At 33.7% G+C, this 22,520-nt stretch carries 19 protein-coding genes; 7 read left to right on the top strand and 12 right to left on the bottom strand.

Annotation, left to right across the window (positions count from 1 at the left end):
- Nucleotides 1-153 precede the first annotated feature (153 nt).
- From PHQ99_01815 to glgP, 8 genes are all read right to left on the bottom strand, one after another.
- Nucleotides 154-1,413, bottom strand: a complete 1,260-nt coding sequence (locus PHQ99_01815; GenBank protein ID MDD4288317.1) for a DUF1015 family protein — start codon at nt 1,411-1,413, stop codon at nt 154-156.
- A complete protein-coding gene (locus PHQ99_01820) occupies nt 1,413-2,351 on the bottom strand; it encodes a D-2-hydroxyacid dehydrogenase (protein MDD4288318.1) in 939 nt (312 codons plus the stop codon). The genes PHQ99_01815 and PHQ99_01820 overlap by 1 nt, the downstream gene beginning before the upstream one ends.
- Nucleotides 2,352-2,354: 3 nt before the next feature.
- On the bottom strand, nt 2,355-3,431 hold the full coding sequence (locus PHQ99_01825; GenBank protein MDD4288319.1) for an alanine--glyoxylate aminotransferase family protein: 1,077 nt from the start codon (nt 3,429-3,431) through the stop codon (nt 2,355-2,357).
- Between the two features lie 447 nt (nt 3,432-3,878).
- Nucleotides 3,879-5,438 carry a bifunctional phosphoribosylaminoimidazolecarboxamide formyltransferase/IMP cyclohydrolase gene (gene purH, locus PHQ99_01830; protein MDD4288320.1) on the bottom strand — a complete coding sequence of 520 codons (1,560 nt, stop codon included), beginning with the start codon at nt 5,436-5,438 and terminating at the stop codon, nt 3,879-3,881.
- 54 nt (nt 5,439-5,492) lie between these two features.
- Nucleotides 5,493-6,758, bottom strand: a complete 1,266-nt coding sequence (purD, locus tag PHQ99_01835; protein ID MDD4288321.1) for a phosphoribosylamine--glycine ligase — start codon at nt 6,756-6,758, stop codon at nt 5,493-5,495.
- Nucleotides 6,759-6,834: 76 nt separating this feature from the next.
- Nucleotides 6,835-7,824, bottom strand: a complete 990-nt coding sequence (locus tag PHQ99_01840; protein MDD4288322.1) for an NAD-dependent epimerase/dehydratase family protein — start codon at nt 7,822-7,824, stop codon at nt 6,835-6,837.
- Between the two features lie 127 nt (nt 7,825-7,951).
- Complete coding sequence (locus PHQ99_01845) at nt 7,952-8,587, bottom strand: hypothetical protein (protein MDD4288323.1); 636 nt, start codon at nt 8,585-8,587, stop codon at nt 7,952-7,954.
- Nucleotides 8,588-8,623: 36 nt separating this feature from the next.
- Nucleotides 8,624-10,339, bottom strand: a complete 1,716-nt coding sequence (gene glgP / locus PHQ99_01850) for an alpha-glucan family phosphorylase (GenBank protein MDD4288324.1) — start codon at nt 10,337-10,339, stop codon at nt 8,624-8,626.
- A 206-nt stretch (nt 10,340-10,545) separates the two neighbouring features.
- Here glgP and PHQ99_01855 point away from each other — a divergent pair, with 206 nt between their 5' ends.
- The 4 genes from PHQ99_01855 to PHQ99_01870 all read left to right on the top strand — a co-directional run bounded on the left by PHQ99_01855 (nt 10,546) and on the right by PHQ99_01870 (nt 14,779).
- Entirely contained in the window at nt 10,546-12,018 is a 1,473-nt protein-coding gene (locus PHQ99_01855; GenBank protein MDD4288325.1) for a HAMP domain-containing sensor histidine kinase, read from the top strand.
- 22 nt (nt 12,019-12,040) lie between these two features.
- On the top strand, nt 12,041-12,730 hold the full coding sequence (locus PHQ99_01860; protein MDD4288326.1) for a response regulator transcription factor: 690 nt from the start codon (nt 12,041-12,043) through the stop codon (nt 12,728-12,730).
- A gap of 143 nt (nt 12,731-12,873) precedes the next feature.
- Entirely contained in the window at nt 12,874-13,311 is a 438-nt protein-coding gene (locus tag PHQ99_01865) for a MarR family transcriptional regulator (GenBank protein ID MDD4288327.1), read from the top strand.
- A 61-nt stretch (nt 13,312-13,372) separates the two neighbouring features.
- The gene (locus PHQ99_01870; protein MDD4288328.1) at nt 13,373-14,779 is read left to right on the top strand and encodes an MATE family efflux transporter; all 1,407 of its coding nucleotides are present in this window, start codon (nt 13,373-13,375) and stop codon (nt 14,777-14,779) included.
- 139 nt (nt 14,780-14,918) lie between these two features.
- Here PHQ99_01870 and PHQ99_01875 read toward each other — a convergent pair whose 3' ends face one another.
- Nucleotides 14,919-16,175 carry a Glu/Leu/Phe/Val dehydrogenase gene (locus tag PHQ99_01875; GenBank protein ID MDD4288329.1) on the bottom strand — a complete coding sequence of 419 codons (1,257 nt, stop codon included), beginning with the start codon at nt 16,173-16,175 and terminating at the stop codon, nt 14,919-14,921.
- Nucleotides 16,176-16,499: 324 nt separating this feature from the next.
- Nucleotides 16,500-16,943 (bottom strand): hypothetical protein, encoded by a 444-nt coding sequence (locus PHQ99_01880; GenBank protein MDD4288330.1) that lies wholly within the window; start codon nt 16,941-16,943, stop codon nt 16,500-16,502.
- A 574-nt stretch (nt 16,944-17,517) separates the two neighbouring features.
- Here PHQ99_01880 and ilvB point away from each other — a divergent pair.
- The 3 genes from ilvB to ilvC are packed head-to-tail and all read left to right on the top strand — an operon-like array spanning nt 17,518 to nt 20,741.
- On the top strand, nt 17,518-19,194 hold the full coding sequence (gene ilvB, locus PHQ99_01885) for a biosynthetic-type acetolactate synthase large subunit (protein ID MDD4288331.1): 1,677 nt from the start codon (nt 17,518-17,520) through the stop codon (nt 19,192-19,194).
- The gene (ilvN, locus tag PHQ99_01890) at nt 19,191-19,685 is read left to right on the top strand and encodes an acetolactate synthase small subunit (protein ID MDD4288332.1); all 495 of its coding nucleotides are present in this window, start codon (nt 19,191-19,193) and stop codon (nt 19,683-19,685) included. Before ilvB ends, ilvN begins: the two co-directional genes overlap by 4 nt.
- A 57-nt stretch (nt 19,686-19,742) precedes the next feature.
- Entirely contained in the window at nt 19,743-20,741 is a 999-nt protein-coding gene (ilvC, locus tag PHQ99_01895) for a ketol-acid reductoisomerase (protein MDD4288333.1), read from the top strand.
- A 76-nt stretch (nt 20,742-20,817) separates the two neighbouring features.
- Here the strand turns inward: ilvC and PHQ99_01900 are convergent, their stop codons facing one another.
- On the bottom strand, nt 20,818-21,198 hold the full coding sequence (locus tag PHQ99_01900; GenBank protein MDD4288334.1) for an FMN-binding protein: 381 nt from the start codon (nt 21,196-21,198) through the stop codon (nt 20,818-20,820).
- A gap of 49 nt (nt 21,199-21,247) precedes the next feature.
- Nucleotides 21,248-22,276, bottom strand: a complete 1,029-nt coding sequence (locus PHQ99_01905; GenBank protein MDD4288335.1) for an FAD:protein FMN transferase — start codon at nt 22,274-22,276, stop codon at nt 21,248-21,250.
- Nucleotides 22,277-22,520: the final 244 nt, after the last annotated feature.

Raw genomic sequence — 22,520 nt, forward strand, 5'->3', positions numbered from 1 at the left:
TATCGGCCTCTTATTAGTCAGGGAAATGAATTAAAACTATATTAGTTACTATTTACCTCTATTTACTTAAAGAATAAAACAAATAATAAACAAAGTCAATCTGGCTAATACCTTTTTTATGTGGTAAAAAAATGATCATATCTGAAATAATATTTAAAACTGATGAACAAAAATGCCACTTCTTATTTTCGGCTCAAACCATGTTGATTTTGGGGGCATAATTTTTCCTTCATCGGAAACCTGCAGTACTTCTTTAATAGAAGTTGGAAAAATAGTAAAGGCAATATCTGCTCCCTGGTCTATCTTTTGTGATAATTGCTTCAAAGAATCTGTACCACCAATAAATTCAATATTTTTATTTTTTTGAGGATCATCAATACCTAAAAGTGGTCCTAAAACATAATCCTGTAGTATAGAAACATCCAAATCATCAATTATAGTTCGATCTATCTTATTTTCTTTATTTAATTTGAAAAATAACTTATACCATTGGCCTTTCAAATTCATACCAAACTCATGTTTTTTGCCAGGCAAAAATGGTTTATTCATAGAAATGTTCTTCACTTGAAAAATTTCTTTTAATTTATCCAAAAATAAATTGGCAGAAAATCCTGTTAATTTTTTTATCAACCGATGGTACCCTAAAATCTGAATTTGATCATGTGGTAATAGCACAGCTGGAAAATAAGAGTATTCTCCTTTTTTTAAAGCTGGTATTTCTTCTTTTTCTTTTCTTAGCCTTTTTGCGACCTCTGCTGCCGCAGCAGCACGGTGATGTCCATCGGCAATATACACAAATGGTATTTCTTTAAAAGCATTCTTTAATGATTTAATTGTATCTTCTTTATCAATTTTCCAGCATTTGTTTTTTACCTCATCTTCTTCGGAGATAAAATCATAAATTTTATTTTCAACTGTCATTGAATTTTGCAGAATTTCACCTACCCGAAAATTACTCTTATAAACTGTGAAGACACATCCAGTATGGGCTCGTACATTATAGATATGTTCAACTCTTCCCTGCCAGGCTCTTAACCTGATTTTTTCATGTTGTTTTATTATTCCTTTTTCATAATCATCTACCGTAAGACATGCTACAATTCCGGTTCTACAATAAAAACCATTAATTTGCTGATAAATATAAAAACAAGGTTTTGAATCTGTTTTCATTACTCCCTGTTCTATCATATTTGTTAAATTCCTGGCAGCTATCTCTGTAGCATTTCTTTGAGATAATACTTCTTCCCCGGATACAAGTGCTTCCGGTTTTATTACTCTTAAAAAAGAACAAGGATTTCTCTTAATTATTTCAACAGCTTTTTCACGACTCACAACATCATAAGGAGGAGAATTAACAAGGGATACCTTTTCCCCTACAGGCCTTAATGCTTTAAAAGGACTTATTTCAACCATTAAACTTCCTTCCTGGAAAACTCTTTATCATTCTTATACTCTTCAATTATACTCAAAATTTGTTGTCCTATCCGATACTGTGCTTCTTTAGTAGATCCACCAACATGAGGGGTTACAGAAATTTTTTCGTGCTGTATCAATTCAAAATTATCGCACGGTTCATGAATATAAACATCAACACCTGCTCCTGCAATTCCTCCGTTATCCAGGGCTTTCAACAGTGCCTTTTCGTTTACCAGATTACCCCGGGCAGTATTAATTAAAAAAGCGCTTTTTTTCATCTTTTTCAGTTCCGGTTCATCAATTAGATAATTTCCATTATCACTGGCAGGAACATGCAATGAAATAAAATCTGATTTTTCCAAAACTTCCGATAGGGTTGCAAACTTCCAATCCGGATTACTGTTAATAGGTCCCATAATATCAGTATATGTTATCCTCATACCCAGCACGCTGGCTTTTTGGGCTAAAAGCTGTCCTATTCTTCCCATTCCTACTATCCCTAAAATTTTTCCACTTAGTTCGATACCTTCACAGAGTTTTTTTGCCCATTTTCTCTCCCGCATGGTTAAGTTTGCAGGCACCATTCTTCTGGCCAGTGTAAACATATGGGCAAGTACCAGTTCGGCTACTGCTGAGCTACTCGCTTCAGGAGTATTTAAAGCTGTTATCCCTCTCTTTTTGGCATAAGCTACATCTATATTATCCATACCGACGCCTGCTCTTATAATAAGTTTGAGCACTCCGGTATCAGCTGCAGCATCAATAACCTCCCTGGTTACTTTTGTTGCTGAGCGTATGATTAGAATCTCGTTTTCCCTCACTTCCTTTAATAATGTATCCGGTTTATCAGGATTATCCCTGACAATAAAATTTCTTTCCTTTAACTCCTCAATTAAACCCGGGTCAACTTTATCTTTTATGAGGATTGTAATCATCTTTTATACCTCCTTTTTCAGGATTTCATCAATAACAGCCAATAGTTCTTCTATTTCTTCAATAGTGATGTCACCCATGTGAGCAATCCTGAATGTTTTCTCTTTTAACTTTCCATAGCCATTTGAGATGGCAAAACCCTTCATTCCTAAGATTTGATTAAGTTGCTGTACACTGATTCCCCGAGTATTTTCTATACATGTAACTGTATTGGAAGCATACTCTTCCTCAGGGAACAGTTTAAAATTATCATTAGCCCATTTTCTTACTATATTTGCCATCGCCATGTGCCTTTTAAACCGGTTTTCCATCCCTTCCTCAAAGATTAAATCTAACTGGTAATCCAAAGCAAACATATGAGAAAGAGAGGGAGTAGAAGGATACTGGTAATCCTTTTTTTTCATATATTCATATAGTTTTAATAAATCAAAATACATACCCCGGTATTTAACTTCTCTTGCCGCACTTATGGCTTTTTCGGAAATAGAGCATAAAGAAAGCCCTGGAGGTAATCCTAAACATTTTTGGCTTGAAGAAATACAAATATCAATACCCAGCTCATCTACCGGAATTGAAACTCCCCCTAAAGAGCTGACTGTATCAACACAGAATACTATCCCAGGATACTTTCGCATAACATCTGCTATTTCATTGATTGGATTCATTACCCCGGTAGATGTTTCATTATGAGTAATAGTAACAAGGTCGTATTCCCCACTTTTAATTACCTCATCTACCATAGCCCCTCTGGTCGGCTGGCCATATTCAACTTTAAAACAGTCTGCTTTAACTTGATTGGCTAAAGCCATTTCATACCATCTTTCACCAAAAGAACCACATGAAAAGACTGCCGCTTTCTTTCTGGTACAGGAACGGATAGCACCTTCCATCAATCCACTTCCTGATGATGTAGAAAGAAGTATTTCGCTGTCCGTAAACATCAGCTTTTGTAATTTCCGGCTAATTGACCGTTGTAAATCAGATGCTTCTTTGCCCCGATGGCCAATAAGAGGAGTAGACATCTTCTTTAATACAATGTCTTTTACTTCTGTAGGTCCTGGAATAAATAACTTTATCTGCATATATTTTACCATCCTTGTTTTTTCTTCTACTAATAAAAAACCCCAGTAGTTTATTATAAACTACTGGGGACGATGTTCTCTTCGCGGTGCCACCCCAATTTAGCTTAATTTGTCAAAACAACAAATAAAAATAAGCAATAAATCTGAGCCCTTCTTTTATATAACGCTTTCAGCGGTTTGAGGTAATCAGGTTTCCTTTATCTCAAACTATATTCAGATGGATTTCAGTCAATTCCCTGCTGATTTTTCACCTGTTTTCAGCTCTCTGAAAAAAAATTATGACTTACTGTTCTGAATTTCTGTCTTTTTATTTATTATTGAATTAATAATTGCCTAATAAAATAGCACTTTAGAGATATATTGTCAACTAAAAATATAAACATTGTGAATTAAAAATTAAAAGTGCACACTTTTTTAAATGATTCCAACTTTAAACTATTAATATAATTAATGTTTAAAACAACGATGTCCTGTGAAAACCATAATCATGCCCAGATTATTTACAGCTTTAATAACCTCATCATCCCTCTTGGAACCCCCGGGTTGAATTATTGCCCTGATGCCTGCCTTTCCTGCTTCTTCAATTCCGTCTGAAAAAGGGAAAAAAGCGTCAGAAGCTAAATAACTCCCACTAGCCAGTTTCCCTGCCTTTTGTACGGCAATTTTGACTGAATCTACTCTGCTCATCTGCCCTGCTCCCACACCAACTAATTGTTTATTAATTGACAGAACTATTGCATTTGATTTTACATGTTTTACAATTTTCCATCCTAATAGTAGTTCTTTTAACTCTTCCGGAACAGGTTTTTTTTCTGAAACAATTGTTAAATCATTTTCTGTAATGTTTTTTAAATCCCTATCCTGTAATAAAAAACCACCGGATACCTTCTTTATATCCTTCACATATCTGTCCTGAATACGTAGATCTCCAACCTGTAATAGCCGTCGATTCTTTTTGACTTTCAATATTTTCAGTGATTCCTGGCTATAAAAAGGAGCTACAATGGCTTCCACAAATGGTGTTTTATCTATCAATATGGCTAATTTTTCTTCCACTCTGCGATTAATACCTATAATACTTCCATAAGCAGATAGTGGGTCACCCTCATATGCTTTCTGATAGGCTTCTTCAATAGTATCCGCTGTAGCCAGTCCGCAGGGATTGGTATGTTTGATAAAAGTAACGGTGGGCTCATCAAAATCCTTTACAATTGCCATAGCTGCTTCCAAATCAACCAGATTATTGAAAGAAAGTTCCTTTCCGCTCAATAATTGGGCATTACCCAAATTTGCCTCTTCTACTATACTTTCACTATAAAAAGCGGCTTTTTGATGAGGGTTTTCTCCATACCTTAAATCTTCAGATTTTTTCCCGCCTAAAACCAGGTATTCAGGAAATGTACTTTCATTTGGCAGTATCTTCCTGGGCAAATATTTTGCAATCAAACTATCATAATAAGCGGTATGTTGAAATACTTTTACCGCCAGTTTTTCACGGGTGGATAAAGAAGTATTTCCATCAAAGCTTTCAAGTTCTTCCAAAATAACCTTATAGTCATCCGGGTCTACTGCAACTGTGACATCCTGATAATTTTTTGCTGATGCCCTTAACAATGAAGGTCCCCCGATATCAATATTTTCTATGGCATCTTCCAGAGAAACATCTTCTTTAAGTATAGTTTTTTCAAAGGGGTATAGATTGACAATAACTATCTGAATAGGGCTTATCTTCTGCTCCTGTAATTGTCTCTGATGTTCCGGATTATTGCTTTGGGCTAATAAACCGCCAAAAATAACCGGGTGTAAAGTTTTTACCCTGCCATCTAAAATTTCTGGAAATCCGGTCAAATCTGAGATTAATGTCACATTTATTCCTGATTCCTTTAATTTTTTTGCTGTTCCACCAGTAGAAATTATTTCATAACCTGCTTTGTTTAATCCTTTAGCTAATTTAACAATTCCTGTCTTATCAGAAACACTAATAATTGCTCTTTTTTGTTTTTCCACTTTTAATTCCCCTTTTTTTATTAATTACTATATGTTTTAAAAAATCTCCAGAAACTATAATCCCTTTTTCCCAATATCCTTTCGATAATACTTATTCTCAAATTCTATCTGTTCCAGGCCATCATAAGCGCTCTTGATAGCCTCGGATAAATTATCTGCCCATGAAGTAACACCTAAAACTCTTCCACCGGCAGTAATAATTTTTTGATCATCTTTTTTAGTCCCTGCATGAAACACTATAATATCATCCCTATCTGCTAATTTCTCTAAACCATGAATAGTTTTACCTTTTTCATATTCTCCGGGATATCCTGCAGAAGCCAAAACAACACAAGCCGAGGCTTGATCAATCCATTCAATATGAACCTTATCTAAATTCCCATTGATTACCGCCTGAATTATCTGAATTAAATCAGTTTTCAAAGAAGGAAGGATTACCTGTGTTTCCGGATCACCAAAACGGGCATTAAATTCCAACACTTTTGGACCATCAGAAGTAAGAATCAGACCTGCATACAAGACTCCTTTAAAAATTCTTCCTTCCTGAGCCATACCACTAATAGCGGGTTTAAATACATGTTCGAGAACCCATTTGCGGGTATCCTCTTCAAAAAATGCAACCGGTGAATAGGCTCCCATTCCACCGGTATTTGGCCCTTTGTCTCCTTCATTCAGCTTTTTATGATCCTGGGATGTAATCATGGGGACAATATTTATACCATCACTAAAAACCAGCATTGATACCTCTTCCCCGGCTAAATATTCTTCAATTATGATTTTATTGCCTGCCTGTCCATACTTTCTTTCCTTCATAATATGCGTTATTGCCTCTTCTGCCTGATTGAAGTTCTCAACAATAAAAACTCCCTTACCTGCGGCTAAACCATCTGCTTTTATTGCTAAAGGAAATGATTGTTTTTTTGAGTGAAAAATCGCTTTTTTATCATCATCAAAAACCTTGTACTTAGCAGTAGGAATAGAGTATTTATTCATAAGATACTTGGCAAAGACTTTACTGGATTCTATTTCAGCCGCTTCTCTGGTTGGACCAAAAATTGGATAACCATGTTCCTGAAACAGGTTAACAATCCCCAAAGACAAGGGTATTTCTGGTCCAACTATAGTCAAATCTATTTTTTTGTCATGAACGATTTTCAATAACCCTATAAAATCTTCTACCTCCACATTTATACATTCTGCAAGAGAATCTATGCCTGCATTACCCGGAGCACAATAAATCTTATCTACTTGCGGACTTTTAGCTAATTTCCAGATAATTGCATGCTCCCGTCCACCATTGCCAATAACTAATACTTTCAAAGCAATACCTCACATATTATTTTTTTATTAATTGAATTTGATTTAAGCCATACTCTCATATTTTACCTATAAACATTTAATCATGCAAATTATTACTAAACCACTCTACAGTCTTTTTCAGACCCTCCTCTATATTGTATTCAGCTTTCCAATCAAGATATTCTCTTGCCTTTTGACAATTGAGAATATTTTTCCTTAAGTCCCCGGACCTGGGAGGTCCATATTCAGGTTCCGCGGTAAATCCTATTATTTTTTTTAGATGGTAAAATAACTTGTTTACTGATATCCCCTGGCCTGTTCCAATATTAAAAGAATTAAAACCAGGTATAATAATTTGTTTTTTTAACTCTGCCCCTGTTGTTTTCTGGAATTTCTTTATAGATGATAAACAGGCATTGGCAACATCTTCTACATAGACATAATCTCTTATATACTCACCATCTCCATTTATAACAGGTACTCTATTGTTTAACATTTTTTGAATAAAAATAGCAATTACACCGGCTTCACCGTAAGGATCCTGTCTCGGCCCGTAAACATTTCCATAACGGAGAGCAATATAATTTAATCCATAATAACTCTGGTAAAATTTTAAATAATACTCTGAAGTCATTTTTGCAATACCATAGGGTGAACTGGGAGAAAATTGAACATTTTCATATATTGGTAATTTTTCCGGTTCACCATATACTGTCCCTCCACTTGAAGCAAATACAATTCCCTTTAACTTATTTTTTTCGGCACTTTCCAGGATATTAAGTAATCCAATAATATTATTCTGCGCGTCCTCTTTAGGGTTTCTAACAGAATAAGAAACGCTAATCTGTGCAGCAAGATGACAGGCATAATCCGGTTTTTCAAGATCAATTATTCTGCTTATTTCGTTCCCTGTGATATCAACAAAATAATTTTTTGCCTTTTTATTTACATTTTTTTCCTTACCACTGGATAAATTATCAATAACAATCACTTTATAATTATTTTCCAGCAATAAGTCTACTAAATGTGAACCAATGAAACCGGCACCGCCTGTGACAAGAATTGTTTCTTTTTTGGAACTATTCATGATAATCCTTTCTTATTTAACAAAACCCCATATTTTTTATTGACTTTCATATTTATGGATAAAAGAATATTATAAGAATTTATTTTAAAGAAAATTTTAACACGCACATCCACACCATAGTATTATACTAAAAAACTTCATAACTTAAATAACGCAGCAAACTGTTAAGTGACCCGGTCGGATAAAGAAATAGGTTATCGGGAATTTTAATTCGTTCTTCAAAGATAGCACCTGCTTTTTTTAATTCCTGGGCAGTTTTTTCATTTTTAAACATTTGGACCAAAATTTGCTCTTTTGCAAATAATAATGCACTGTGTTGAATTGAACGGGGCTTGTTTTTGGTATATCCTAAATAGCTGAAAAAAAGAGAATTTGGATTTGTTGTATGTCTTTGTTTTGAGATAACCGTAATTATATGAGGACGCATTTCATCTTTAGCGGAATCGATATTCGGTAATCTTTTTAGACGATGATGGTAATCTATATAAGTATGGGAACTGTCTATAATTTCAATATTAACATCCAGTTCCTGTTTACAGCTTTTTACTAAAAACTGATTTATATCAACTCCTTCTTCTAATTTTCCACCAAAGGCAGCAAAAGAAGCCTTTCTCTTATTATCCTGGTTTATCCATTCTTTTGTATCTTTCAAGCCAAAAACAAATTGATTTTCAAATTTTAAAAAAACTGAAACATAAATATCAAAATGACCTTCTACTTGTGATATTTTTTCAACAAAATCATTGATCCAGGTTCTATTCAATCGAATATCTCCTTTCTCTTTTTTTATTATAATAAACTATGAGAGATAGGCATTTGAAACATATTGCAATACCATCCGATGTGTATTAAAAAAAGATGCATTAATAGCAATGCAATGTCTCATGATATTATTCCACCTTTCTCTCTCATGATAATATGCCGGTATAATTTTCGTCTCTAACTTCTGGTACAGGGAATCGGCTTCCTCCTGATCAATACTCTCATAATCAGCCGCTGAACCGATAGACCATCCGGTTATTCCTTCAATATATCCTTCTACCCACCATCCATCCAGGATACTGAAACTAGGTACCCCATTATGTGCTGCTTTCATTCCTGAAGTACCTGATGCTTCTTTTGGTTTTCTGGGTGTATTTAGCCATAAATCTACTCCACCGGTTAAAAGCTTTCCTAAGTCCATGTCATAGTTTTCTAAATAAATAATTTTTATATGTTTACTTGTTTTGTTGGACTCAGATATAATATTTTGTATCAATTCCTTACCTGAATAATCCTTCGGATGTGCCTTACCGGCAAAAACAAGCTGTATTTCTCCCTTTTCTCTTGCAATGTTGAATAATCTATCAGGGTTATGAAAAATTAAATTAGCCCGTTTATAAGCAGTGGCACGTCTCGCAAAACCAATTGTAAAAATATCTTCTTTAAAATCAGAATGATGTGTTTTATTAATATAATCAATCAGATCTTTTTTTGCCTTCTGATGAGCATCCCATACCTCATTATTTGGAATATTAAGTGCATACCTTAAACTAAATGGGTCTAACTTCCAACCAGGCATATACTGGTCAAAAAGGTCAGAAAAATATTTATTTGTCCAGGTGGCAGAGTGAATACCATTGGTAATAGAATCAATGTGATATCCCGGGAACATTTCCCTTGAAACCATTCCATGTCTTTTTGCTACACCGTTAATGTAATGGCTAAGATTTAATGCCAGCTGAGTCATATTTAACCTTTCTGATCCACCAAGATCTCTTAGCATATTAAACGGAATTGGTTCTCCAAGAACCTGCTTCACCAAATCATAGGAAAATTTATCCATTCCTGCGGGAACCGGTGTATGTGTAGTAAAAACACATTTGTTCTTTACAATATCAAGATTACTTTGATTTGATACAATATCTACATGGTTATTGAGTAGCTCTAATACCAATAAGCTGGCATGGCCTTCGTTCATATGGTACCTGGCAATATCAGTATATCCTAATTTCTTTAGCATTCTGACTCCACCGATACCTAATATGATTTCCTGTGCTAAACGATATTTATCATCCCCGCCATATAGATAGTAAGAAAGACTCCGGTCATAATCAGTATTTTCAGGAATATCTGTATCCAAAAAATAAACCGGAACAGAGTCCCCATCCAAACCTCTTACCATATACATCCAGGATTGTATATTAACAACCCTGTGTTCAATCTCCACCTGGGCTTGAACCGGTAGCTTAATCAGATAATCTTCCGGATTCCATTCTTCCGGTAATTCCTGCTGGTATCCGTTCTCATCAATTCTTTGCTTGAGATAACCTTTCTTATAAAGTAAGGTTATACCAATCATTGGAACCCCCAGATCAGCTGCTGAACGGATTGTATCACCTGCCAGTACACCCAATCCACCACTATATGTCGGTATTTTCTGGTCAACACATATCTCCATAGAAAAATAGGCGATTTTGTTTTCTTTTTTAATACATTTATCCTGTTCGAGGATAAAACTTTTTTTTGCTTCCATTATGTCTCCCTATTTAAATAGGATAATTTTCGTTAAATTTTTTTCCTATTAAATTTTTTTTAAACTCAGGCAGTTTTATTTGATTGTATCATATTTGGTCAATTGATTTGAAGCAATTTTCTGTATATTACTCTATATCAAAATTTTTATAATTTTTTTATAATCTTTTTATGGCTTGTTAAAAATATTGATATATAATACTAAGTATGACAATCCAAAAACGATTATGGATTTCAAATTTAATACTGATTATCATCACAATAATATTAATAATTGGGGTTAGCCTGATTATTACTGAACATTTTCAGAATTTTATCGGTTTACCATCCCCTGATAACCATATGAGTCCACTGAATCGTGCCTATTATAGAGCCGAGAATACCCTGATTAATGTTATTGAAACAGAGCCTGAACGTTTTCTGGAACAGAATTATTTGCAACAAATCGATGATTTTATCAACTCTTTGAATATTGGCTTGATTGTACAAAAAGAAAATGAATTCGTTTATTTTTCTACTTTCATAAACTCGCTTGGACTTAAGAAAGAAGATATGTCTCTCAATAATTACCGAATAGAGCCAAAATCTGATAATTTGACTCAGATTTCAGATAATTTATTTATGAAAGCAATCCCATTTTATTTCAATGATCAATCTCAGGGAAAAATATTTTTAGTCTACGATTCCAGTTCTGCGTCTCAGGAATTAAATCAATTTAAAAAGTCAGTTATCTATACATTGATTTTATTTTTAATCATTATTATAAGTATAAATAGTCTAATCACCTACTTTCTATCTAAACAGATTGTCAACCCTTTAATTCGGTTAAAAAATGCTGCTCAGCAAATCAGAAAAGGTAATTATAATTTTCATCTTAAGTCTCCCTCTAAAGATGAGATCGGTGATCTTTTTCAAAGTTTCGAAGAGGCCAGGAAACAACTTAAAAAGTCAGAAGAAACAAAAAATAAATATGAAAAAAACAGGAATGAATTGATTACCAATATTTCTCATGACTTAAAAACTCCAATTACTACAATTAAAGGTTATGTAGAAGGTATCATTGATGGTATTCCAAAATCTAAAGAAAAACAGGATAAATATTTACAGACTATCCATCAGAATGCAATTCACATGGAGTCTTTAATAGAAGATTTATTTTTACTCTCAAAATTTGATTTGGATCAATCTCTCTATCAATTTGAAAACATTAATATAAAGGATTATCTGGCTGATTCTTATGAAGAATTGCGTTTTGAGCTTGAAGAAAAAGGAATTAGTCTTGAATTTGAAGCGAATTATAATGAATTGAATCCTGTCAAGGCTGACCGACAACAATTAAAAAGAGTAATTCTTAATATCATTAATAATGCAATAAATTTCAAAAAAGAAACCGACTCAGTAATCAAATTGATATTAACTGAAACAGATGAGGAAGCTAAAATAGAGATTTATGACAATGGGAAAGGTGTTTCCAAAGAAACGTTAGAAAAAATATTTGACCGTTTTTATAAGGCAGATAAGTCACGTTCGAACAGGGCGTCAGGTACCGGGCTTGGTTTACATATTGCCCGAAAAATTATAGCTGATCATGGTGGTCGGATTTGGGCACAAAGTAAAAACGGATCTGGTACGAGTATCTTTTTTACCCTAAAAAAGATAAAACAGAATTTAGAAAACTGAACCCGAAATAAAGGAAATAACAATGAAAAAAATTCTAATTATTGAAGATCAACAAAGCATTGCCGAACTTGAAAAAGACTACCTGGAAATCAATCAATTTCAGGTAGAGATCAGCAATAATGGTTTAACAGGACTTCAAAAAGTTTTCAGCAAAAATTATGACCTTGTACTACTCGATTTAATGTTACCCGATATTGATGGTTTTGAGGTATGTAAAAAAATCAGGGGGAAAACAAATATTCCCATATTGATAATTTCTGCCAGGGGAGAAGATATTGACAAGATACGTGGTCTGGGTTTAGGAGCTGATGACTATATAAGCAAGCCTTTTAGCCCTAATGAGCTTGTAGCCAGGGTTAAAGCCCATCTGGATCGTTTCGACAGACTTACCGGCAGAAATAAAAATATACGGAATGAGATTCACATAAAAAACCTTTCAATAAACCAGGCTTCACGCAGAGTATTTCTGGACAATCAGGAAATTATTCTAACTACCAAAGAATTTGAAATATTAAATTTTTTAGCATCCCACCCTAATATTGTTTTTAGCAAAGAACAGTTGTATGACCATGTATGGGGTGATAATTCTTACGGAGATATTGCAACCATTGCAGTATATATAAAAAAAATCAGGGATAAAATAGAAAAGGATCCACAAAACCCACGTTTCATAGATACATTGTGGGGCTCCGGTTACCGTTTCAATGCTTGAACTCCCTATTGATTTATACTTCTTTTATTTTTTTTGTAATTTAATGCTTTCTTAAAAATAGAATAATAAAGATTATTTTATTGACATATTGTTAATTTTTGTTATTATAATATATTTAGCTATCTAATTATTTAGGAATTTTTATGGAAATAAATCATACAGGTAAAAATCTGCCAAGGCTTATCATGCAAATTGGTCATCACCTTAAAATGCGCATGGATGAGAATCTTAGCAAAAACAATCTTACCATTTCACAATTTAGAGTATTGGCTTATTTATGGGAACATGAAAATCATAAAATTAATCAAAAACAGATACATGAATTCCTGGAAATCAAGCCTTCTTCCATGACTAAATTGATTACACTATTAGAAACAAAGAATTTAATCAAAAAAGAACCAGATACAGAAGATGCCAGAAATACAACTATTGTACTTACTAAAAAAGGTATGAAAATTAAACAAATCTGCATCAAAAATATTAAAGAAACAGAAAAATATTTACTGAATGATTTTTCTCAAAAAGAAATTGAAACACTGGTGCTTTTATTATTGAAAATTAAAGAAAAAATTAAGTATTAGCTTATATTGTTTTTTACTACTTTTATATTAGTGAAAGCATTACTTATAGAGGAGCAAGTTAATGGACGAAAAAAGATTAATAATTCTAAGAGATGAAAAACCCTTCCAGGCAATTTTGAGCCTGGCTATTCCTACAATGATGGGGATGATAGTACAAATTTTTTATAATCTGACAGACACCTTTTTTGTTGGCAAACTAAACGACCCCTATCAGGTAGCTGCCGTTTCTGTAGCTTTTCCAATATTTATGATGTTAATGTCAATCAGTGGAATGTTTGGTTTTGGAGCTTCCTCATATGTCTCCAGGTTATTAGGTGAAAAAGACTATGAAATGGCAAAAAATACCAGCGCTACAGCCTTCTATACATGCATTTTTGCAGGAATTGCAGTTACTATTTTAGGTTTATTTTTTATATCACCTATTCTACGACTAATTGGAGTAACCCAGGAAACGTTTAGCCATGCAAATCAATATCTTACCATTATCTTTATGGGAAGTATTATTATTATGAGCAATTTTTCTTTAGGATTATTGCTGCGTTCAGAAGGAGCTGCCAAAATAGCAATGTTTGGAATGTTTATCGGTACAGGTATAAACATAGTACTCGACCCAATCTTTATACTATTGCTTGGTTATGGAGTAAAAGGAGCGGCAATTGCTACTCTAATAGGTCAATTAAGTGGATTAATATTTTATCTTAACTTTTACCTTAAACAAAAAAGCTTAATATCGATAAATTGGAAATACTTTTCTCCTAAAAAGGAAATATATCTGGAAATCTTCAGAGTTGGTGTTCCTGCATCAATAAATCATATGATGATGAGTATAGCTCAGACTTTAGGGAATTATGTTGCTGCCGGTTATAATGACATGGTAGTAGCAGCATTCGGAATAAATCATCGACTTTTCTCTATGGCGATTATGCTTCTAATTGGACTATCTGAGGGAACACAACCCCTAATTGGATATAGTTATGGAGCAAAAAAAATTAAAAGGCTCAATCAAATCATTAAAACAGGGGAATTAATGGCAACAGCTATTTCTGTTTTCTTCTTAGTCTTTTTCTATTTATTTGCCGGTGAAATGATTCGAATTTTTATTAATAACGAGCAAGTAATCGACTATGGCATTAAGATTATGAGGGCGTTGATTATTGCATTGCCTTTTGCCGGAATTCAATTCATTATCAGGGTTAGTTTCCAGGCTCTGGGCAAGGGGAAACCTGCTTTGATTTTAGCCCTTGCCAGACAGGGATTATTCTACATACCTTTATTATTTACATTAAATAGTTTTTTCGGGTTTTCAGGTTTTATTTTTGCCCAGCCAATTGCTAATATTTTAACTTTTTTGTTGGCAATTATTCTCTTTAGACAGATTAAGCTTCAAATCAATGATGAATACCAGGAGGCATTTAGTGAAAATACTTCTTCTCAATTAGAAGTCGAGGAATCTTACTCAAAAATATAATTAACTTTTATGTTTCTATTTTCTATATTTTATAATAAATATCTTTCTAATAATTCAATATTTTTGAAATATGAGAAGCCCTTGGCCTGCTATTAAGACAGGACAAGGGCTTCGAAATTAATATTCATAAAGATACTATTTAAGGCCAGATACCTCTGAACTTCATTGCCTGGGCAACTTTGCTTACAGCACATATATAAGCAGCAGTGCGGTTATCAATACTCTCTTTTTGGGCAATACTTAAAACTTCATTAAAAGCTTTTTCCATCTTATTTCTTAATCTTCGGGTTACCTTTTCTTTTCCCCAAAAATAACCATTTAAATTCTGCACCCATTCAAAATAGGAAACTACCACACCACCTGCATTTGCTAAAATATCAGGAATAACAAATATTTCTTTTTCTTTTAACACTAAATCTGCCTCTGGTGTCGTAGGTCCGTTTGCTGCTTCAGCAATTATTTTTGCTTTTATATCCCGGGCATTATTATTATTGATTACTTCTTCAAGCGCTGCCGGAACAAGTATGTCACAGTCTATTGTTAATAGATCCTCATTAGATATTTTTTCTGTTCCATTCCTGCTAAAATCACTTACTGTTCCTGTTTCCTGCTTATGTTGCTGTAATTCAACAGGATCAAGTCCTTTAATATTATAAATTCCTCCCTTTGAATCACTAACAGCAATAACTTTCAATCCATTCGCATGAAGAAATTTTCCAATATAGGAGCCTGCATTACCAAATCCCTGAATAGCTACTGTTGCAGTTTCAGGATTAATACCTAAATATTCTAATGACATCATAATAGTCTGAACTACGCCTGATGCAGTTGCCTCTACTCTACCCTCTGATCCCCATAAATCAATTGGCTTACCGGTAATACTTGCAAAGGCTGCTTCTCCATTTAACATATTATATGTATCTGCATACCACCCCATTACTGTCGGATTAGTGTAAACATCCGGTGCAGGTATATCTTTATGAGGACCAATGATAGATGATATTTCATAAATATACCTTCTGGATAACCTTTCCAGTTCCCCTTCTGACATCTCTTTGGGATTACAGATAATACCACCTTTTCCACCACCATAAGGCAATCCAACTACCGCACATTTCCAGGTCATCCAGGCTGCCAATGCCTTTACTTCGTCAAAGCAGACATCAGGATGATAACGTACTCCTCCTTTTGCCGGCCCCCTGGCTGTATTATATTGTGCGCGAAAGCCGGTAAAAACATCAACCTTGCCATTGTCCATCTTAACAGGTATAGATACAGTTAATACCTTCTCTGTTTTACGTAACTGGTTTTTTATATTTTCATCTAAATCCATCTTTTCAAAAGCTTTTTCCAGTTGTAAATTAGCTACATCCAGTGCACTACTCTTTTTTCCCATTAATATCTCCTTTCTTTTATTAATTCTTGGTCTTTTTGTATTTCTTCTCCTTTTGCTTCTCATTCTTATAAAACAGCTATTAAAAAATATATACAAAAAGCCTGAGAAATAAATCCTTTTACAGAACCTATCTCTCAGGCTTTTATCCTAAAAGTGTAGCAATTAATTATTTTGCTTGTACCGCTCGGTCCAGGCTCAAAATATCGCTTAATATTGACGGAACCCTAGGTACACTTCTGCTTTAACATGTTAATGCTTTATCAAATTATTTAGTTATAGAGTATATAGAATAACTGGAATTCTGTCAATATTTATTCTATTTTTTTATTCTATTACAAATTTTTTTTCAGCTGATAAGACATCATTGATAAAAATTGTTGCCTTCCATTCACCCGGAAGATTTGCAGCATTATGATCTGAAATTGTAATCCAATACCATGTTCGATAATTTCTATAGTTACCGGATTCCATCTCTATTTTACCAATATGGTAAATTTTACCTTCCGGATCTGTCCATTCCCATGATATAACAAAGGGAACATCTGAATTATAGTTAAAACTTACCCAGCAAACAACCTTTTCATCCCATAAATAGAAGGTGTCTGTTTCCAATAGTGGTTCATTTTCCTCGACATCCTTGCTAAAAACAATTTTATTTACATATGGAAATTCCTGATCTACTTCTGCTGCTTGAAGCAACAAGGGCATACACAATCCAATTGTGAAAATCAAGAATATAAACAACTTAAATGTCTTTTTATCTTTCATTTTCAAATATTACCTCCATTTTATAATTTATTTTTATTGTATAACGAATTAATTTTTAATTCAAACTACCATTATTATTCTTATTGTTGTGTTTTCCCCTTTAACTTCTAAGATATTTAACTCGTCGAACCTCTTGTCCTTTCGTCTTTTCCTATCAGAACAGTATTAATAAAAAATATTTTTGACAATCTAACTTTTATTTAGTAAAATTTGTGGAAATTTAATATTTTAAAATAAAGAGAAATAATTAAGTAAAGGTTAAACTAAAGAGAGTCGGGTATGGTGTAATCCGATAGTTTAATTATACTGAAAATCACTTCTTTTTAATCTATTTATACTGTATGTAGTATTAGAAGTACAGTCGCTTATATTTGCGTTATAATAATGAAGGATAAAGAAAACAAGTTTTCTTTATTGAATTAGGGTGGTAACACGGAAACCTTCGTCCCTATTTTTATAATTATTAAAATAGAGATGAAGGTTTTTTGTTTTTGAGAGACAGTATAAATATGTTAGTAACCCATAATTTTTGAGTTAATTAAGTAATTTAAAAGATATAAAGGAGGGATTAGTAGTGAGACTCAGTGGAACAGAAATAGTGGTCGAATGTCTAAAAAAAGAAAAAGTAGAGGTTGTTTTTGGAATTCCCGGTGGTGCTATTATGCCCCTTTATGACACCATATACAAAAAACAATACTTTCGGCATATACTGACCAAACACGAGCAAGGCGCTGCTCATGCAGCAGATGGTTATGCCAGGGCAACTGGTAAAGTTGGCGTATGCTTTGCCACTTCAGGACCAGGTGCTACTAATTTAGTTACCGGTCTTGCTAATGCTTATTTAGATTCTATTCCAGTTGTTGCCTTCACTGGACAGGTTATTTCTCCCTTAATTGGCACAGACGCATTCCAGGAAGTTGATATTACCGGGATTACCTTGCCGATTACAAAAAATAATTACCTGGTTATGGATGTAAAAAACCTTGCATCAACGATTAAAGAGGCATTTTATCTGGCAAGGACAGGTAGACCCGGCCCGGTTTTAATAGATTTGCCAAAGGATGTTCAAAACGCTAAAACAGAATTTAATTATCCGGAAAAAAGCAGGTATTCAGGTTATCATCCTACATTAAAAGGGAATTTAAACCAAATCAAAAAAGCAGCAAAAGCAATACAGGAATCCAAAAAGCCTGTTATTTATGCCGGAGGTGGAATTATAGCTTCCAATGCAGCAAAAGAACTAAAAAATTTTGTTGATAAAACAAATATTCCTGTAACTACTACCTTAACAGGATTGGGGTCTTTTCCTGAAAACAATCCCCTGTCCCTGGGAATGCTGGGAATGCATGGCCTGGCAAGTGCTAATATTGCAATTAATGAGTCTGATTTGATTGTCGCTCTCGGAACAAGATTTGATGATAGAGTCACAGGAAATATTAAACGCTTTTGCCCTAAGGCAAAATACATTCATGTGGATATCGACCCGGCAGAAATAAGTAAAAATATAAAAATAAATATTCCAATTGTAGGTGATGTCAAATATGTTCTTTCTAAAATGAATGAATTGATAGAACCTAAAAAAGAAATAGAATGGCTTACAGAAATTGCCGAAATAAAGCAAAAAAATCAACTAGAATATAAAAGAGATAACATCCTCAGGCCACAGTATATTATTGAAAAATTAAATGAAATAACCGGAGGTGAGGCAATTATAGTCACAGATGTAGGCCAACACCAGATGTGGGCAGCCCAATACTACCAATACCTCCACCCAAGAAGTTTTATTACCTCCGGAGGATTAGGCACTATGGGATTTGGCTTGCCTGCTGCAATAGGTGCCCAAATTGGCTGTCCCAAAAAAAAGGTAATTTGCATATCCGGCGACGGGGGGTTTCAGATGAATTCCCAGGAATTGGTTACTGCTGTAAATAATAACTTACCTATTGTTACAATCATTATGAATAATGGTTATCTGGGAATGGTTCGTCAGTGGCAGGAACTGTTCTTTCAAAAAAGGTATTCTTCTACAAACCTGGAGGGAAGTCCCGATTTTTCTAAACTCGTTGAGGTTTATGGTGGAAAAGGTATCAGAGTCACATCCAAAGATGCCTTTGATTCAGCTCTTAAAATTGCATTATCAAGTAAACAGTTTATGTTATTAGATTGCTTGATACCACCTGAAGAAAATGTATTTCCAATGGTATCACCGGGAGAAGCAATCAATAAAATGTTAGGAGTTAATCAGTCATGAAACATACTATTGCTATTTTAGTTAAAGATACGCCTGGTGTCTTGGCACGAGTGTCAAGTCTTTTCAACAGAAGAATGTTTAATATAGAAAGTATCGCTGCCGGTCATTCTGAAAAAAAGGGGATTACCAGAATCACTATTGTTACACAAGGAGATGAAAATATTCTTGAGCAGATAACCAAACAACTTAATAAACTAATTGATGTAATAAGAGTCAGGGACTTGCCAAAAGAAACGTCAGTTGAAAGAGAATTGGCCTTAATCAAAGTTAGCACAAAATCTATAAACCAAAGAACCGAAATCATGCAATTAATAGAAGCATTCCGTGGGCATATTGTAGATATTGACAAACAAGCCCTTACTATAGAAATTACCGGCACCGAAGAAAAAATCAATGCTAAACTCAAATTACTTGAGTCTTTTGGTATTTTGGAAATATCCCGAACCGGTAAAATTGCCCTATCAAGAGGAGATACCAAAATACTAAAATGATTCTTTGTAAATATTTTTTGATTTGTAAAATAATATAAATAAATGGAGGAATTTATAATGGCAACAATTTACTATGATAAGGACGCTCAAAAGAAATTTTTAGAAAACAGAACAGTAGCTGTTATTGGATACGGAAGTCAGGGAAGAGGACAATCTTTAAACCTGAAAGACAGTGGTGTTGATGTTATTGTTGGGATAAGAAAAGGCGGTTCATCCTGGGAAAAGGCACAAAAAGATGGGCTAAAAGTTGCAACAATTGAGGAAGCAGTAAAACAAGCTGATATTGTCCAGATGTTATTACCCGATGAAGTGCAGCCACAAGTTTTTTGTGCATGTAATATATTTGAAAACCTAAAAGAAGGAAATGTTTTGATGTTTTCTCATGGTTTTAATATTCATTTTAAACAAATTATCCCCCCAAAAAATGTAGATGTAATTATGGTAGCCCCAAAAAGCCCGGGTTCAATTTTAAGAAAAACATATACTCAAGGAAAAGGTGTACCTAATTTAATTGCAATTTTCCAGGATTACTCAGGCAACGCCAAAGATATAGCCCTTGCCTATTCTCAGGCAATTGGCGGAACAAGGGCAGGTGTAATCGAAACAACTTTCCAGGAAGAAACCGAAACAGACCTCTTTGGAGAACAGGCTGTCCTATGTGGTGGTGTTACTGCTATGATTCAAGCAGGATTTGACACATTGGTTGAAGCAGGATATCAACCGGAAGTAGCTTATTTTGAATGTCTTAATGAACTAAAATTGATTGTTGACCTGATTTATGCAGGTGGAATTACCCGTATGCGTGATGATGTAAGCAATACTGCCGAATATGGTGATTTAAAATCAGGCAAGAGAATTATTACTGAAGAAACAAGAAAAGAAATGAAAAAAATATTAAGTGAAATACAGGATGGTACTTTTGCCAAGGAATGGTTATTAGAAAATCAGGTTGGCAGACCATTCTTTAATGCTATGCGTGATAAAGAATCAAATCTGCTGATTGAAAAAGTGGGAAAAGAAATCAGATCAATGATTCCATGGATTGATGAGGATTAGCATTTAATAGGAAAACTGCCTCTATTTTAAGATTACAGATATTGGTATAGAGGCAGTTTCTTATTTCCATTTATTACTATTTAATTAATGCATCCTCAATTGATTTCAAAATTGCTTTAGTATGAACCGTTGCCCCTGATACGACATCAATTTGCAATGACTGCTCCTCTTCTACCTTTTTAAAAACTTCTTCCCCTATGGCCTTCAAACCGGACATATCTGATGCTTGAATCATTTTAATATCAACAATTTTATGATCTTTTACAGTAACTTCCAGCTTATTCTTCCAGCGACCGCCGTTAAACTCTCCCTGATAAGTTCCATCTTCAATACTCAGTAAATCCACCTCATTAATTACCATTTTGCGGTATTTACTTAAACCCTGATTAAAATAAATAAAAATTGCAATCATTATAATTAGTATTACAGCACCAACATATAGCAGTATCCTTAACATTTTATTTTTTACCCTCCTAAACATTTTAAAATCTCCATTTTCTATATAATTATATTTTAAAAATCGAAAAACCTTTTTCGATTAAATGAAATTTTTTAACTAAACTACTTGAAAGATATATTCTATTATCAGTAACAATTATTACTTCAACTTCACTCAGGCTCTTAATTATTCCAATCCCCTTTTCCAAACCAATAGTGAATATTGTTGTGGATAAAACATCTGATAGCATGGAATCCGGGTGTATAACAGTAACACTTCTTAATCCTCCCCTTGCAGGATATCCGGTATAAGGACTTAATATATGGTGATAAACTATATTGTTTTTTTGAAAATATCGTTCATAATCACCGGAGGTTACTGCTGAAGTGTCTGATAAAAAAACTACTCCTAAAGATTTGCCTCTCTCGCGATTGGGGTTTTGTATTCCAACTACCCAGGGTTGTCTTTCAAGGTTAGTACCTAACAAGCTTACATTTCCTCCTAAATTGATTAGTCCTGAGGTAAATCCCATCTTTCTAAATAACTCAATTACCTGATTGGCAGCATAACCCTTGGCTATGCCTCCCAAATCTATTTTTTGCCCTTCTCTCTTTAATTTTACTTTTTTATTTTTTTTATTAATCAATATATCTTTATAATTAACCAGCTTGAGTGCTTCTTCAACAAGATAGTGAGGAGGAATATTTTTCACCTTTGTATAATGATTCCAAACAGCAGTAAGAACCCCAGTGGTAATATCAAAAAAACCTTTTGTGAAACGGGCATATCTCTTTGATTCCGAAACTACAAAATATAATTCTGTATTTACCGACACCCATGATTTACCAGCCTTACAATTGACTTTACTTATCTGACTTGAAGGATTATGGAAATTCATGATTTCTTCTATGTTGTCGATGAGCTGAATAACTTTTTTGGTTATCTTTCTGCCTTCTGAATCTGAAGTATTTACTTTTATATCAATAGTTGTTCCCATAGCCTGATACGAATGTGTGTATGTATATTCAGAATTATCTGCTGCTTTTTGCCAAAAATTCATAGAATTATTGGCATTAATAAGTTTATTATTTAACATATTTTTATCTTTTACCTTTATAATAAACTATGGAAAATATTTTTGAAATAAGTATAACATATACTTATATATCATAGATAAAAAATATTTTCGGCTACTTGTTTATTCAATAAATAAGATTTAAATGATTTATTTAGATTGTTCTCTTTAATTCCAGGGAATATTTTGACTTAATGTAAATATAACTTATAATAAAATAAGGTTGTAACTACATTTAATTATTATTTCAGCCCAAAGAAAGGTC

It is taken from the genome of Atribacterota bacterium, from assembly GCA_028703475.1.
Lineage (GTDB): Bacteria > Atribacterota > Phoenicimicrobiia > Phoenicimicrobiales > Stramentimicrobiaceae > JAQVMU01.

Bases quoted from the DNA above. Each gene is read 5' to 3' on its own strand.
- PHQ99_01815 (MDD4288317.1), bottom strand. From the start codon at position 1,413: ATGGTTGAAATAAGTCCTTTTAAAGCATTAAGGCCTGTAGGGGAAAAG.
- PHQ99_01820 (MDD4288318.1), bottom strand. From the start codon at position 2,351: ATGATTACAATCCTCATAAAAGATAAAGTTGACCCGGGTTTAATTGAG.
- PHQ99_01825 (MDD4288319.1), bottom strand. From the start codon at position 3,431: ATGCAGATAAAGTTATTTATTCCAGGACCTACAGAAGTAAAAGACATT.
- PHQ99_01840 (MDD4288322.1), bottom strand. From the start codon at position 7,824: ATGAATAGTTCCAAAAAAGAAACAATTCTTGTCACAGGCGGTGCCGGT.
- glgP (MDD4288324.1), bottom strand. From the start codon at position 10,339: ATGGAAGCAAAAAAAAGTTTTATCCTCGAACAGGATAAATGTATTAAA.
- PHQ99_01855 (MDD4288325.1), top strand. From the start codon at position 10,546: ATGACAATCCAAAAACGATTATGGATTTCAAATTTAATACTGATTATC.
- PHQ99_01860 (MDD4288326.1), top strand. From the start codon at position 12,041: ATGAAAAAAATTCTAATTATTGAAGATCAACAAAGCATTGCCGAACTT.
- PHQ99_01865 (MDD4288327.1), top strand. From the start codon at position 12,874: ATGGAAATAAATCATACAGGTAAAAATCTGCCAAGGCTTATCATGCAA.
- PHQ99_01870 (MDD4288328.1), top strand. From the start codon at position 13,373: ATGGACGAAAAAAGATTAATAATTCTAAGAGATGAAAAACCCTTCCAG.
- PHQ99_01875 (MDD4288329.1), bottom strand. From the start codon at position 16,175: ATGGGAAAAAAGAGTAGTGCACTGGATGTAGCTAATTTACAACTGGAA.
- PHQ99_01880 (MDD4288330.1), bottom strand. From the start codon at position 16,943: ATGAAAGATAAAAAGACATTTAAGTTGTTTATATTCTTGATTTTCACA.
- ilvN (MDD4288332.1), top strand. From the start codon at position 19,191: ATGAAACATACTATTGCTATTTTAGTTAAAGATACGCCTGGTGTCTTG.
- ilvC (MDD4288333.1), top strand. From the start codon at position 19,743: ATGGCAACAATTTACTATGATAAGGACGCTCAAAAGAAATTTTTAGAA.
- PHQ99_01900 (MDD4288334.1), bottom strand. From the start codon at position 21,198: ATGTTAAGGATACTGCTATATGTTGGTGCTGTAATACTAATTATAATG.
- PHQ99_01905 (MDD4288335.1), bottom strand. From the start codon at position 22,276: ATGTTAAATAATAAACTTATTAATGCCAATAATTCTATGAATTTTTGG.